8 protein-coding genes, 1 tRNA gene and 1 pseudogene are annotated in these 13,948 nt (G+C 68.9%); 5 read left to right on the top strand and 5 right to left on the bottom strand.

The window, feature by feature from the left end:
- Positions 1–493: pseudogene (locus tag QHF84_RS32225) on the top strand (hypothetical protein); the annotation flags it as partial.
- Positions 494–564: 71 nt separating this feature from the next.
- Positions 565–2,010 (top strand): MATE family efflux transporter, encoded by a 1,446-nt coding sequence (locus QHF84_RS32220; RefSeq protein ID WP_281317317.1) that lies wholly within the window; start codon positions 565–567, stop codon positions 2,008–2,010.
- A gap of 362 nt (positions 2,011–2,372) precedes the next feature.
- Here the strand turns inward: QHF84_RS32220 and QHF84_RS32215 are convergent, their stop codons facing one another.
- From QHF84_RS32215 to QHF84_RS32200, 4 genes are all read right to left on the bottom strand, one after another.
- The gene (locus QHF84_RS32215) at positions 2,373–4,301 is read right to left on the bottom strand and encodes a hypothetical protein (RefSeq protein ID WP_281317316.1); all 1,929 of its coding nucleotides are present in this window, start codon (positions 4,299–4,301) and stop codon (positions 2,373–2,375) included.
- Positions 4,302–4,601: 300 nt separating this feature from the next.
- On the bottom strand, positions 4,602–7,481 hold the full coding sequence (locus tag QHF84_RS32210) for a cation-translocating P-type ATPase (protein ID WP_281317315.1): 2,880 nt from the start codon (positions 7,479–7,481) through the stop codon (positions 4,602–4,604).
- Positions 7,482–7,497: 16 nt separating this feature from the next.
- Positions 7,498–8,325 carry a PspA/IM30 family protein gene (locus QHF84_RS32205; protein WP_281317314.1) on the bottom strand — a complete coding sequence of 276 codons (828 nt, stop codon included), beginning with the start codon at positions 8,323–8,325 and terminating at the stop codon, positions 7,498–7,500.
- Between the two features lie 51 nt (positions 8,326–8,376).
- On the bottom strand, positions 8,377–8,766 hold the full coding sequence (locus QHF84_RS32200; protein WP_281317313.1) for a CesT family type III secretion system chaperone: 390 nt from the start codon (positions 8,764–8,766) through the stop codon (positions 8,377–8,379).
- Positions 8,767–8,975: 209 nt separating this feature from the next.
- Here QHF84_RS32200 and QHF84_RS32195 point away from each other — a divergent pair, with 209 nt between their 5' ends.
- A complete protein-coding gene (locus QHF84_RS32195; protein ID WP_281317312.1) occupies positions 8,976–10,073 on the top strand; it encodes a serine/threonine-protein kinase in 1,098 nt (365 codons plus the stop codon).
- 16 nt (positions 10,074–10,089) lie between these two features.
- Positions 10,090–11,472 (top strand): sigma 54-interacting transcriptional regulator, encoded by a 1,383-nt coding sequence (locus QHF84_RS32190; RefSeq protein ID WP_281317311.1) that lies wholly within the window; start codon positions 10,090–10,092, stop codon positions 11,470–11,472.
- 367 nt (positions 11,473–11,839) lie between these two features.
- Here QHF84_RS32190 and QHF84_RS32185 read toward each other — a convergent pair.
- Positions 11,840–11,934 (bottom strand) — tRNA-Sec (locus tag QHF84_RS32185).
- Here QHF84_RS32185 and selB point away from each other — a divergent pair.
- The gene (gene selB, locus QHF84_RS32180; protein ID WP_348652900.1) at positions 11,909–13,933 is read left to right on the top strand and encodes a selenocysteine-specific translation elongation factor; all 2,025 of its coding nucleotides are present in this window, start codon (positions 11,909–11,911) and stop codon (positions 13,931–13,933) included. The genes QHF84_RS32185 and selB overlap by 26 nt on opposite strands.
- Positions 13,934–13,948: the final 15 nt, after the last annotated feature.

The following is a 13,948-nucleotide window of genomic DNA, read 5'->3' as shown; positions in this document are numbered from 1 at the left end:
CGATCCGGCCCCCGCCGTCGCCGAGGCCGCCGCGCCCGCGGCCGACCCCGCATCCGCGCCCGCGCCTGCGCCCGCACCCGAGCCTGCGCCCGCACCTGCAGCCGCGCCCGAGCCGCTTCAGCTCGCCGAGGTCCCCATCTCGGCCGACCCGGAGCCGCCTCCGCCCACGCCGGCGCGTCCTCGCCCGTCGCACCGCGCGCCCAAGAAGGACACGAAGGAGGCCGCGGCAGGTAGCCAGATGGTCGCGGCCGTCGCGCAGGCAGACAAGCCGAGCGTCACGCCTGCCTCGGGCGACAAGGCTTCCGCCGGGGCGAACAAGGTCGTCCACGCCGACGACGTCGCACACGCCGAACCGACCGAGCCTTCACACGCCGAGCCAGCATCGAAGGACAAGGACGAGCAAGCTCGTTTGAGGCGCAAGAAGAAGACCCGCATGGCGTCCAAGGCGGGCGAAGGCGGGCAAGGTGCGAAGCCGGCGAACAAGACGAAGTAGTCGCGTCGCTCCCCCGGCGGCGCTCATTTTGCTCGATCGGGCGCCGTCACGTTGTATACCGCGCACACTCGATGGCCCAGATTGCTCCGCCCGCCGTGGGTGAAAACGTCGTCACCTCCGGCCCGCCGCACCGAGCCATTCTCAAGCTGGCTCTGCCAACGGTCGGGGCGATGCTCACGCAGAGCGTCGTCAACGAGATCGACATCGTCTTCTTCGCCCGACTGCCCTGCCCAGAGTCGTCGAACGCGCAAGCCGCGCTCCTCCCCTCGCTGATCGTCCTCTGGCTCTTCGGCGGCTCGCTCTCCGCGATCTCCGTCGGCACGCAAGCCTTCGTCGGCCGCCGCTTCGCCGAGAAGAACCACGAAGACGCAGGCGCCGTCCTCTTCAACGCCGCACTCTTCGCGCTCGTCGCAGGCGTCATCTTCTCCGCGATCGGCTACCTCGCGACGCCCCACATCCTCGGCGCGATCATCAAGGTCGAGGGCGCTCGCACGGCAGCCGACGAGTACCTGCGCTGGCGTCTGCTCGGCGTGACCTCGATGGCGACGACCTTCGCCTTCAAGGCCTTCTTCGACGGCATCGGCAAGACGCACATCCACCTCGTCTCGGCCGTCGTGATGAACGCGCTGAACATCGTGCTCTGCTTCCTGCTGATCTTCGGCAACGCCACGCTCGGCATCCCGAAGATGGGCATCGCAGGCGCCGGCATCGCAGGGTTCGTCTCCACGTACGTCGGCCTCGCGATCATGGTCGGCTACGCGCTGCTGCCGCAATTCCGGAAGCTCTACGCGCCCTTCCGCTGGAAGAACCTCGACCGCGGGCTCACCTGGTCGGTCCTGAAGCTCTCCATCCCGAGCGGCGTGGCGACCATCGCCGTCATGACAGGCTTCGCGCTCTTCGCGATGATCGCAGGCAAACTCGACGAGGTGCACCCGATGGGCGTCGTCTCGGCGATGTGCCCAGGCGGCAAAGCCGAGCCCGTCAACGGCGCCGCGACGACCGTGATCGTCGGCGTCCTCAAGCTCACGTTCACCGCCTGTCTCGCCTTCGGCACCTCCACAGCCACGCTCGTCGCGCAGTCCCTCGGCGAGCGCAACGGCGACAAGGCCGAGACCTTCGGCTGGACCTCCGTGCGTCTCGGTCTCGCAATCTTCGGCGTCGTAGGCCTCTGCGAGGCCGTCTTCGCCCCACAAATCCTCGCCTTCGTCTCCCACAGCGAGGTGGTCCGCGACGTCGCCCTCGGCCCGATGCGGCTGATGGGCATCTGCACGCCCATCATCGCCGTCGGCATGATCCTCACGCAGGCCCTCTTCGGCGCAGGCAACTCACGCTTCGTGATGATCGTGGAGCTCGTGCTCCACTTCCTCTGTCTCGTCCCGCTCGCGTGGCTGCTCGGCATCACGCTCGACCTCGGCCTGATGGGCATCTGGGCCGCCGGCGTGGTCTACGCGGTGCTCCTCGCAGGCGTGATGGTCTTGAAGTTCCGAAGCGGCGACTGGAAGAAGATCGCGCTTTAGGCGAGGCGTCGCGCTGGGGCGTTGCCCCAGGCCCCACCAGGGGCTGTCCGCCCCTGGACCCGGACCAGCGCAAGCGCTGGACTCGGGGTCGATGAACTGCGCGATGCGCAGTTCATCGAACAGCCGGTGGCAAGACCCGCGACGACCATGCCCAGCAAGACGGCAGCGCTGACGTTTCAACCGGCAACGTGCCGCTGCGTGCGACGACCTTCACGGTCTTGCCAGCGGCCCGTCGGAAGAACTGCGCACCGCGCAGTTCTTCCGCCAAAGGTCCAGGGCTTGCCCTGGTTCGGGTCGAGGGGCGAACAGCCCCCGCGGGGTCCGGGGCAGCGCCCCGGCGCGACGCCTCAACTCAACTCGGCTCAGCGGCCGAATGCCGAGCCTGTCCAGCGATACCGGACGGGGCTGAGGTTGCTCCAGGGGAGTAGGAGCGGCTCGATGCCGCCGTTTGCGCTTGTGTCTTGCGTGAACGGGTAGGTTGCGGCGGTCCACTCGGTCGCCTTGCCCGAGGCGAGCTCGATCTCCACGCCCTTGCCCGCTTTCACGAAGCGGTAGGCGCCGCTCACCTTTTTCTTGCCGATGGCGCGCCCGATCTCCGCGGCGAACACGCGCTTCAGGCCTTCGCCTTCGACCTTGTAGACGAGCAGCACGTCGCGATCGACGGTGCCGCCGCCGGCTTCGGGTGAGGCGTTTGCGTGCAGTGTGCCTTGCACGATGATCTCGGCTTTGCCGTCGCCGGTCAGATCCATCGCGCTCACTTCGGTGATGTCTGTGCCTTTCGTGAACTGCGAGAGTGACAGGAACGAGTAGCCCTGACCGCCTTTGAAGCCCTTGCCGAAGAGCACGAGGTCACGGTCGTGCAGCAGGATTGTCTCGGCTTGTTTGTCGCCGGAGACGTCTGCGGACACGTTGAAGCGGGGCTTGCCCGTCACGCTGCGCTCTTTTTTGTAGAGCGCGTACACCTGCTCGAGGAGCTCTCCGGCGCTCGGGCCTTTGGGGGCCTCGGGCTTCACGGTCTCGCCGGCTGGCTTCGAGGCGGCTGCGGGGGGAGGCGTTGCGGCTTGCGTCGTTTCGCCGGCTTTCGTGAACGCCTTGCCGTTCCATTTGTAGGTCCTCGAAGCGATCGTCTCCCAGGGTAGGAGTGCGGGATCCATCGAGGTTTCGCGTGGCTCGTTGTAGTTGCCCGCGTGGAACTCCTTCGCCTTGCCGGGCAGGATCGTGATGGCGACTTTGGCGCCGTCGCTGTCGAAGCGCACCTCGTTCTCCACTGCGCCCTTCTCCGTCACGACTGCGATCTCGTGCTGGAAGAGCGTCGCGGGCACGTCCGACTTGCCGAACTGCAAGACCTGCAGGTACTCGCGGTACTTCTTCGGCGTGCCGAGACGCTTGCGCAGGACGAGCTCGGCTTGCCCGTCGCCCGTCAGATCTCGCGCCTCGAAGGACGGCAACATGCCTGCGGCGACGTCGACGCCGAGGTCGTTCCAGTAATACTCGGTGCCTTTGCGGAACGTCGGACCGAGGACGACGAGGTAGCGATCCCACACGAGGATGCGCTCCTTCAGTGCGTCGCCCGCGACGTCTGCGATCAGGTTGAACTTGGGCGCGCCGCGGACGCTCTTCTCCTTGAGCAGCCCCTCGGCGAGGGCTTGCTCGCTCTCGATCGACACGGGCGGCATCGACTCGTACTTCGTCGAGGGCGCTGTGCCGACCGAGGACTCGATCGTGTTGCCCGTGTCGGCGTCGTGCACTTGGATCGCGCCGCGCAGGCCGACGCGGGTCGTGGCGGCGGGGGGGAAGGCGGTCCAGGGGATCGTGGCTTCGAGTGTCCAGCCGCCGCTGCGCGGGGCTTCGATGACCTTTGCGCCCGTGATGGCTTTGCCGTCCTTCGTCTTGGCCGCGCCGGGGGATTTGCCCGGGTCGCCTGGGTAGAGCAGCACCTCGTGGACGTTGCCGCCTGGGAAGCCGAGCGTGAGGGCCACGTGGTCGCCGCCGCCGCCGCGCAGGACGTCGTCGGTGACGTCGACGGCGATGAAGAGGCTCGTGCCGTCGTAGGAGAGGGCGGCTTTGGCTTCGAGGTCCGTCTTCGACGGCTTGCCCTTGGTGGCGTACGAGAGCGCCATCAGCGAGGGCCACTCCTTGGGGACGCCGTCCAGCTTGATGGACTTGGTCTCGACGAGCGCGGCGCGCACGGCCGACCCTTCGGCGGCGGCGGGAGAGGTGGCCAGGAAGGCCCCCGCGAGGGCGGCGAGGGCGGTGAGGGCGGAGCCAAGGCGAGCGCGGTAGGGCGTCATGAGCAGGGTATGGACGGGGGCAGGGGACCTTTGTTCACCGGGGTGTGAGGCCCCGGGAAGCCCGTTGTTCCCGCGAAGATACCCGGGCGAAGTCGCCCCGGGGAGGCGGTCAATCGTGTGCCCAGGGGGTCGCGGCGTTGCGAGGGGGTCGCGTCGACGTTGCGCGTGGGGGTAGCGGCGTTGCGAGGGGGTCGCGTCGATGTTGCGCGGGGGGGTCGCTGCGTTGCGAGGGGGACGCGTCGATGTTGCGCGGGGGGGTCGCTGCGTTGCGAGGGGGTCGGAAGGTGCCGACCCCTTCGGTCAGGCCGTACGCGGTCGGATGGCCCGATCGATCGCCTTGGCGATCTCCACGGCCGGCACCACGAGCGCCGAGAGGACCAGCAGGATCATCCACTCGTGCGGGGACATCGCGTACGTCCGGAAGACCGGGCGCAGGCTCGGCACCAGGATCGCGACCAGGTGGATCGCCGCGCTCGCCGCGCACGCGAGGAAGAGCGGGAGGCTCACGAGCGGCTTCGACGAGAACGCCGAGAGGATCGGGCTCCGGCAGCTCCACGCGTGGAAGAGCGGCGAGAGCGCGAGCAGCGAGAACGCGACGGCGCGCGTCTGCAAGAGCCCCTGCTCGTCCTGCGGCGACAGCACGTAGAGCGCCACCGCGGCCGCGCCCATGATCCCGCCGACGTAGAGGATCCCGAGGTAGTCGCGGCGGTTCAGGAGGCCCTCGCTCGTGTCGCGCGGCGGCTCGCGCATGAGGTGCGGATCCGGCGGATCGATGCCCAGCGCCAGGGCCGGCAGGCCGTTCGTGACGAGGTTGATCCACAGGATCATGAGCGGCGTCAGCGGCGGCCACTTGCCGAAGAACGACACCACGAACACGGCCACGAGCAGGCCCATGTTCGACGACAGCAAGAAGAAGATGAACTTCTGGATGTTGCGGTAGATCGCGCGGCCCTCGCGCACCGCCTCGACGATCGTGGCGAAGTTGTCGTCCGCGAGCACGAGGTCGGCGGCCTGCCGCGCGACGTCCGTGCCCCCGAGGCCCATGGCCACGCCGATGTGCGACTCGCGCAGCGCCGGCGCGTCGTTCACGCCGTCGCCCGTCATCGCCACCACGTGCCCCTTCGCCTTGAACGCCCGCACGATCCGGAGCTTCTGCTCGGCCGTGGTCCGCGCGAAGACGCGCAGGTGCTCGACGCGCTTCGTCAGCTCCTCGTCCGTCATCTTCGCGAGCTCGGAGCCCGTGATCGCCTCGTCGCCCTCGTCCCAGAGGCCGATCTCCTTGGCGATCGCCGTCGCCGTGAGCTTGTGATCGCCGGTGATCATCACCGCGCGGATCCCGGCGCGCTTGCAGGTCGCGACGGCCTCCTTCACGCCCGCGCGCGGCGGATCCATCATGCCCACGAGGCCGAGGAACGTGAGCTCTCGCTCGACGTCGCCGTCCGCCACGCCGTCCTTGCGCACGCGACGGCAGAGCGCGAGCACGCGGAGGGCCTGCGCGCTCATCTCCTCGGCGACATGGATGATCGTGCGCCGATCCTCCTCGGTCAGGCCACGCACGCCGTCGTCGGCCGCGTACTTGACGCAGAGCGGGAGCAGCACGTCGACGCTGCCCTTCACGTGCGCGATCTCGCGGCCGTTCTGGTCGCGCGTGATCACGGTCATGCGCTTGCGGTCGCTGTCGAAGGGCAGCTCGTGGACGAACTGGTGCGAGGGAGCGACGGACTCGCGGGCGAGGTTGCCCTTCGCCGCGAGCGCGAGCAGCGCGCCTTCCGTCGGATCGCCGACGATGCGCCACTTCTTCGTCTCCCTGTCCTGCTCGAGGTGCGCGTTGTTGCAGAGCGCGGCCGTCGAGAGCGTGTACGTGAGCGGCGCCGGCAGCTTGTCGAGTTCTAGGTCCATCGCTCGGGGCTTCGGATCGCCTTCGGCGTCCTGCGCCCCGAACCCCCGGTCGATCTCGCCCTCGTGCCGGAACATGCCGTGCGGATCGTAGCCCTCGCCCGTGACCTGGTAGCGCTTGCCGCCCGCGTAGACGACACGCACGGTCATCTCGTTCTGCGTGAGCGTGCCCGTCTTGTCCGAGGCGATGACCGTCGCCGCGCCGAGCGTCTCGACCGCCGGCAGCTTGCGCACGATGGCCCCGCGCCGCGCCATGCGCTGCATGCCGAGCGCGAGCGTGATCGTGGTGATCGCCGGCAGACCCTCGGGGATCGCGGCGACCGCGAGGCTCACGGCTTCGAGCAAGAGCTCGTGCCACGGCCGGCCGCCGCGGAGGAAGCCCCAGCCGAGGAGGACGGCCGAGAGCACGAGGCACGCGCGCAGGATCGTCGTGCCGAACGATTCGAGGCGCTCTTCGAGTGGCGTCTTCGTCTCGCCGACGGACCGGATCATCTCGCCGATCTTGCCGAGCTCGGTGCCGCTTCCGGTCGTGGTGACGACGGCGCGCGCCTTGCCGCGCACGACGATCGTCCCCGTGAAGACCATGTTCACGCGATCGCCGAGCGGCGCGTCCGCCGCGACCGGCGCGAGCGCGTCCTTCGCCGCGGCGGCGCTCTCGCCCGTCAGCGCTGCTTCCTCGGTCGCGAGGTCGATCGTCTGCACGAGCCGCGCGTCGGCCGCGATCGCGTCGCCCGCTTCGAGCTCCAGGAGATCACCCGGGACCACGTCCTCGGCCGCGATGACCATCACCTTGCCGCCGCGGCGCACGCGCGCCGACGGCGCGCTGAGCTTCTGCAGCGCTTCGAGCGCGGCCTCCGCGCGCCGCTCCTGGTAGTACCCGAGGAACGCGTTGAGGATGACGATCAGGAGGATCGCGATCGCGTCGCCGAAGCGATGCAGGATCCCGCCCTCGTGATCCGTGAAGCCGACGACGACCGCGATCGCGGCGGCGGCCAGCAGCGTGAGGACCAGTGGGTTCGCGAATTGCTCGACGAGCCTCCGGATCGCGCTCTTCTGCGGCGGATCCGGGAGCTTGTTCTTGCCGTGTTTCTCGAGCCGCGCCGCGGCCTCGGCCTCGTCGAGCCCCCCGCTCGAACTGGCACCGAGTCGACCCAGGAGAGAGTCGATGTCCTCTGCGTAAACGAGCCCGTCCTTCCCCCCGGTGGCTGGCGGCTGCGCCTTGGCAGGCGAGCGCTGCTCGGAGGGGCGGACGGATCCCGTGCCCGTCGTCCCAGCTTCACTCATGGCAGGTACTACTCGATTAGCGCTTCATGCGGGCTTGCTCGCGTTGCTCTTCGGCTTCGAGCTCGGCGAGCGCGGCGGCGAGCTCGTCTTGCTCGGCCTGCGTCGGCGGGGCGGGGGCCGGGCCCGCGACGCGCACCTGCGCGGGGGCGGCCTCCTTCGGCGGCTCGGGCGGCACGACGCCCATCTTGCGCTTCAGCGCCATGAGGTCGTCCTCGGCGCCTTGCGTGGCTTCGAGCTGGCCGAAGCGGTGCGCGAGCGTGTCGCCCGTGTACTGCTCCTGGATCTCGCCCGCGGCCTCGGCCTCGGCCTCGATCTGGTCGATCTTGGCCGACATGCGATCGAACGTCTCGAAGGCCGAGGCGTTGTTCAGGCCGGAGAGCGTCTCCTGGATGGCCTTCTGCGCCTCCGCGCGCTTCTTGCGCGCGATGAGCACGTTCTTCTTGCGCTTGGCCTCTTCGATCTTGTTGTTGAGCAGGCGCAGCGCCGTCTTGAGCTGCTCGACCGCTTGCTTCTGCTTCTGCCACTGGTCCTTGTAGGACGCGGCGAGCTGGTCGTGCTCCTTCTTCCGGGCGAGCGCTTCCTTCGCGAGGTTGTCGTCACCGGCCTTGATCGCGAGCATCGCGCGCCGCTCCCACTCGGCGGCGTTCGCGGCTTCCTGCTCGGCTTGCTTGGCCAGACGCTTCTCGTCGGCGATCGAGACGGCCACCTGCTTCTTCGCCTCGATGAGCTGGTTGGACATGTCGATGACGACCTGGTTCAGCATCTTCTCGGGGTCCTCCGAGCGGCTGATGAGGTCGTTCAGGTTCGACTTGATGAGGGTGGCGAGTCGCGCGAAAATTCCCATCTCGATTGGCCTCTCGTCCGAGAACTGGTCTCGTCTCGCGAGCTAGGTGAGCTAGGTGGTGGCGAGATCGTGGAGCGTCGGCACGTGACGCGCCAACGCGAGGTCGAGGTCGCTCAGCGTGGCCTCGAGCTCGTTGAGGTCGAGGTTGTCGAGGGGCAGCGCGGCCGAGAGCACGACGGTGTGATCGTCGATGCCGTAGGCGGCGTGCATCAGGTCCGTCGCGTTGTACTCGAGCAACCGGCGGAACAGCTTGTTCTGGTGCTCGGGATCCTGCGGCAGCGGGCCGATCGCAACGCGCACGGCGAGGATCGGCGGCGCCACGCGGATCGCGATCGGCGGCATCTCCGCGCCTGCGGAGACGAGGTAAGTGCCGCCGTCGATCTCGAAGTGGCGGCTCAGTTGCAGGAGGAAGCTCTCTACGTCCTCGGCGGTTCGCGGCATGGCCGGCCGGAGCGTACAGGCAGTGCAAGGCAGGGTCGAGGGGATCCGAACACTTTTCGGGCGCCCGCGCGCGCAAGCGTTTCCCGAGAAACACGCGCCGCGTTTCTTCCTTCCAATATCCGGGCCTTCGCTGGTACGGTCATCGATGCAGGTCAACGCTTGGGAGCTACGCTCGGATAACCCGAGCTTCGCCCCCAAACCCCCGGTCCGTGGCGATCCACCCTGGCGACATCCTCGCGGGCTACCGAGTGACCCGCCTCCTCGGCCGCGGCGGTATGGGCGAGGTGTGGGCTGCTCGCAGCGATACGACCGGGCGTGAGGTGGCCATCAAGGTCCTCCTCGCCCGCGCCGCCGTGAAGCCCGACCTCGTGCAGCGCTTCCAGCGCGAGGCCAAGATCGCCTCGGCCATCCAGAGCCCCTACGTCTGCAGCCTGCTCGACGTGGGCCAGACGCCCGACGGCGCGCATTTGCTGGTCTTCGAGCGGCTCGACGGCGAGAGCCTGGCCGACCGGCTGAAGCGCGAGCAATACCTGCCGTTCACCGAGGTCTTTCCGATCATCGAAGACGTGCTCTGCGGGCTCGGCGCAGCCCACGCGGCCGACGTGATCCATCGGGATCTGAAGCCCGGAAACATCTTCCTCGAGCGCACGGCGTACCCCGAGCGGCCCGAGCGCGCGAAGATCCTGGACTTCGGGATCTCGAAGCTCAAGCGCGGCGACGGCGAGCAAAACGAGCCGACACTCACGGCCTTCGACGCGACGCTGGGCTCGTTCGCATACATGGCCCCCGAGCAGGTGCGCGGCGCCGCGCGAGCCGACGAACGGGCAGACATCTACGCCGTCGGCGCCGTCGCATTCCGCGCGCTCTCGGGGCGGTTGCCCTTCGAAGGGACGACGGCGGCGCTGCTCGTGGCGATGAAGCTCGAACGACAAGCGCCGAGCCTGGCCGAGGCGACAGGAGACCGCTGGCCCGCAGGGATCGAGCGGTTCCTCGAACGCGCGCTCGAACGCAAACGAGAGAACCGATTCAGCTCGGCGCGCGAGGCGCTCGACGCGTGGCGCACGCTCGCGCCGGGGGGACGCGTGATCCAGCCGCCGCCGCCGCCACGGGCGCCGGAGCCCTCGTCGCTCGTCCTCGCGCCCCCCGATCCGCCGACGGTCGCGGACGAATCGGACGTGGCGGGGAGCCAGGACGATCAGCCCACGTGGGTCGATCATCCACCCACGGAGACGGTGGATACGCCGCTGCTCGGGCAAGCGCTCGACGTTTCCTTGGAGCCGGGGCGAGGACGCAGGACCGGCAGGTGACGAATCGGGTGACGCCGTGAACGACGCGACCGTCCTTTCACGAAACAAGGTCGAAGTCCGCGGAGGCCGCATCAAGGCCGGCAAAGCGGGCTGGGTGGAAGTGGGCACCGAGCCGGTGATCGTCGGCCGCAACGCCCAGTGCAGCATCGTGCTCGACGACGCGAAGATCAGCGCCGTGCACGCCGAGCTCGTGGCCACCGAGCAGGGCGTACGCGTGCGAGATCTCGGCAGTCGCAACGGCACGTTCGCGGGCGGCGTGCGCGTCGGCGAGGTCTTTTTGCTCGCCGCATGCAAGCTCCGGCTGGGCGAGACCGAGCTCTCGTTCGAGCCCGCGCGGCCCGAGCGGATCACGGTGCCCTCGATCCCAGCCTTCGGCCCGCTCGTCGCGCAGAGCGCCGGGATGCGCGGCATCTTCGAAAAACTCTCCAAGGTCGCGCCGACAGACCTGACCGTGCTCATCACGGGCGAGACGGGCACGGGCAAGGAGGTGGTGGCGCAAGCGATCCACCAGGCGAGCGCGCGCGCGAAAAAACCGTTCGTCGTGGTCGACTGCGGCTCGATCCCGTCGAGCCTCGCGGAGGCGACGCTCTTCGGCCACGAGCGCGGCGCATTCACGGGAGCCGTCGACAAGCGTCTCTCGCCATTCGTGGAGGCCGAGGGCGGGACGATCTTCCTCGACGAGCTAGGCGAGCTGCCGATCGAGGTGCAACCGAAGCTACTCCGCGCGCTGGCAGAACGTCGCATCAAGAGCGTGGGCGGCTCGTCGTACCGCGAGGTCGACGTCCGCGTGCTCGCAGCGACGCGGCGGGATCTCGTGCGCGCCGTGAACACGGGCGCCTTCCGGAGCGACCTCTACTTCCGCGTGGCGCAAGTGCGCGTGGAGCTGCCCGCGCTACGCCAGCGGCTCGAAGACATCCCAGTGCTCGTGCGTCGCATGCTGCGAGATCTCGGCGGCGACGAGGGCGCATTCGATCGAGTCAGTAACTCCACACTCGAACGGCTCATGCGTCACGACTGGCCAGGCAACGTGCGCGAGCTGAAGAACGCCGTCGCAGTGGCCTACGCACTCGGTGGCGAGGGCGAGGAGCTCGACGTGGCAGCGCATCTCGGCGCGCTGACGGAGATCCACGAGCCCCACGTCGCAGGCCCGCCGCCGTCGAGCAGCGCAGGCGGGCCGGTATCCACCGGCGCAGGCGCGTCGTTCAAGGGCAAAGCATTCCAGGAGGCGAAGCACGACGTGCTCGCACGGTTCGAGCGCGAATACTTCGCAGCACTCTTCGACGAGGCCAAAGGCAACATCTCGGAGATCGCACGCCGCGCCGGCATGGAGCGCGCCCACGTCCGCACGTACCTCAAGCGCCACGGCATCCACGGCAAGACAGACCCTGGCGAGGGCTGAGAGGGGATGCGCGGAGCGGGGCTTTGCCCCGCACCCCAGCAGGGGGCTGTCCGCCCCCTGCACCCCGGACCAGGCACGGCCTGGACCGAGGGCGGAGAAACTGCGCATCGCGCAGTTTCTCCGACGGGCCCGTGGCAAGACCACGAGGGTTCGTCTCACACGGCGACGGGGGGCGCCCGTCGAGCCGCCAGCGCTGCTGTCTTGGCTGGCAGGGTCGTCGCTGGTCTTGCCACTGGCTGTTCGATGAACTGCGCATCGCGCAGTTCATCGACCCCGAGTCCAGCGCTTGCGCTGGTCCGGGTCCAGGGGTGGATAGCCCCTGGTCGGGGTCCGGGGTGAAACCCCGGCGCTACGCCGCCAAAAACGACGGAAGCGCACAGGAATCGAACCTGCCCAGGACAGCGGAACTGCCCCGCACCGATTTTGAAGACCGGGGGTGGCACCAGCCGACCGCGCGCTTCCACCTGCTCTTCTAGCGGGTTTCTTTGCGCGGGGCTACCCTCGCGCCGTGCGCCGCTTCGTCCTCGGCACTGCGGGTCATGTCGACCACGGGAAAACGACCCTCGTTCGTGCTCTGACGGGCATCGATACGGATCGCCTGCCGGAGGAGAAGCGCCGCGGCATCACGATCGAGCTCGGCTTTGCGCCGTGGAAGCTCGACGACGGCATGGAGGTCAGCATCATCGACGTGCCGGGCCACCGCCGCCTCGTGCACACGATGATTGCCGGCGCGATTGGCATGGAGGTCGTCATGCTCGTCGTCGCTGCGGATGAGGGCGTCATGCCGCAGACGCGCGAGCATGTTGCGGCTTGCGAGCTGCTTGGCGTTCGCCGTGCCGTCGTGGTCGTCACGAAGATGGATCGTGTGGGTGAAGAGCTCGCGCGCCTTGCTGGCGATGAGGCTGTCGAGCTCCTCGCGGGCCGTATGCAGGCTGAGGTCGTGCTTTGTTCCGCGCGCACGGGTGAGGGCCTCGATGCGGTGCGTGACGCTGTTCGGCGTGCTTTGACTGCGCTCCCGCCGCCTGCGGCTGCGCCGCGTGCGCGCCTTGGTGTCGACCGCGTCTTCTCCGTGCGTGGCGCTGGCACTGTCGTCACGGGTACGCTCGTCGAGGGCAAGATTCCGCTCGGTGGGCCTCTCTTCGTCGTCGGCACCGGCCGCGCGGGCGAGCGCAGCGCCGAGGGGGAGGTTCACAGGACGAGTGCGCGTGGCCTCCACATTCATGATCGCGCTGTCGACGTCGCCGAGGCCCCGACGCGCCTTGCCTTGAACCTCGCGGGTTTGCCGCTCGAATCCGTGCACCGCGGCGACCTCGTCACCGACGATCCCAGCGTCGTCCCCACGCGCCGGATCGACGTCTCGCTTCGGGCCACGGCCCCTGTGCGCAGTGGCATGAGCGTCTCCGTGTACATCGGCACTGCGCGCTCCTCGGGCAAGCTCGACCTCCTCGGCGAACCGCTCGACGATGGCCGCCGCCTCGCTCGTTTGCGCCTTGCTGATGCGCTCGCCGTCGTCGGCGGTGACAGGTTCGTCCTGCGTGGCTCGGATGTCGACGGCCCTGCGGGTGCCGTCCTCGGCGGCGGTGAGGTCCTCGATGCGCGCCCGCCCCAGAGCTTGCGCAAGCGTGGCCGCGCTGCGCGCCTTGCCGTCCTCGAAGCCCTCTTCCTTGCCACGCGTGAACCGCAGGCCGTCATGCGCGCGCTCGCCCTCGAATCCTCGCCGCGCCCGCTCCTTCGTGACGCCTTGCTCTCGCGCTTCTCCTTGCCTGCGGCCGAGCTCGAACGTGCGGCGGACAAGCTCGGCGACAAGGGCGAGCTCGCGCGGATCAAGCGCCTCGGCTGGGTTCCGCGGGCTGCGCTCGTCGAGCTCGCGGTGGAGGCGCGTGGGCTCGTCGTTGCACATCAAAAGAAAAACCCCCTCGATCGCGGCATGGTCCTCGAGACCTTGCGCGCGCGCCTTGCTGCGCGGGCTGGCGCCGAGGCGGCCGAAGAGATCATCAAGCTTGCGGCTTCGAAGAGTGGCAGCGTCGCGGGCGAGCCCATCGTCGTCGAGGGCGACGTCGTGCGCGCGCCTCAGGTTGCGGCGGCGTCGGCTTCGGGCGCGCTCGGCGTGGTCGGGGCGGCGCTCACGGCGCTGGAGAAGGCGCAGCTCAAGGGGTTGACCGAGTTCGGCGTCAAGGAGGCCTCGGGCGCTTCGCCCAAGGAAGTGAAGGCGATCCTGGCGAAGCTCGTGCGCGAGGGGCACGCGATCCACGCCGGCGAGCTCTGGTTTTTTCGGGCGGACATCGACGGGCTGCGGACCAAGGTGAAGGAGCACCTCGACAAACAGGGCCGCATGTCGATCGCCGATTTCAAGGATCTGTCGGGCCTCGGTCGGAGGCAGGCGATCCCGCTGCTCGAATTGTTCGATCGGGAGGGCGTCACGCGGCGCGAGGCCGATGACAGCCGGGTGAGGGGGAAATGAGGTTCGGTCGCGAGC

Source organism: Polyangium sp. y55x31 (assembly GCF_029946505.1).
In the GTDB taxonomy this organism is placed as follows: domain Bacteria; phylum Myxococcota_A; class Polyangia; order Polyangiales; family Polyangiaceae; genus Polyangium.
This window is presented reverse-complemented; position numbering and strand designations above follow the sequence as displayed.

Coding starts and splice junctions, on each gene's coding strand:
- QHF84_RS32220 (WP_281317317.1), top strand. CDS start 565: ATGGCCCAGATTGCTCCGCCCGCCGTGGGTGAAAACGTCGTCACCTCC.
- QHF84_RS32215 (WP_281317316.1), bottom strand. CDS start 4,301: ATGACGCCCTACCGCGCTCGCCTTGGCTCCGCCCTCACCGCCCTCGCC.
- QHF84_RS32210 (WP_281317315.1), bottom strand. CDS start 7,481: ATGAGTGAAGCTGGGACGACGGGCACGGGATCCGTCCGCCCCTCCGAG.
- QHF84_RS32205 (WP_281317314.1), bottom strand. CDS start 8,325: ATGGGAATTTTCGCGCGACTCGCCACCCTCATCAAGTCGAACCTGAAC.
- QHF84_RS32200 (WP_281317313.1), bottom strand. CDS start 8,766: ATGCCGCGAACCGCCGAGGACGTAGAGAGCTTCCTCCTGCAACTGAGC.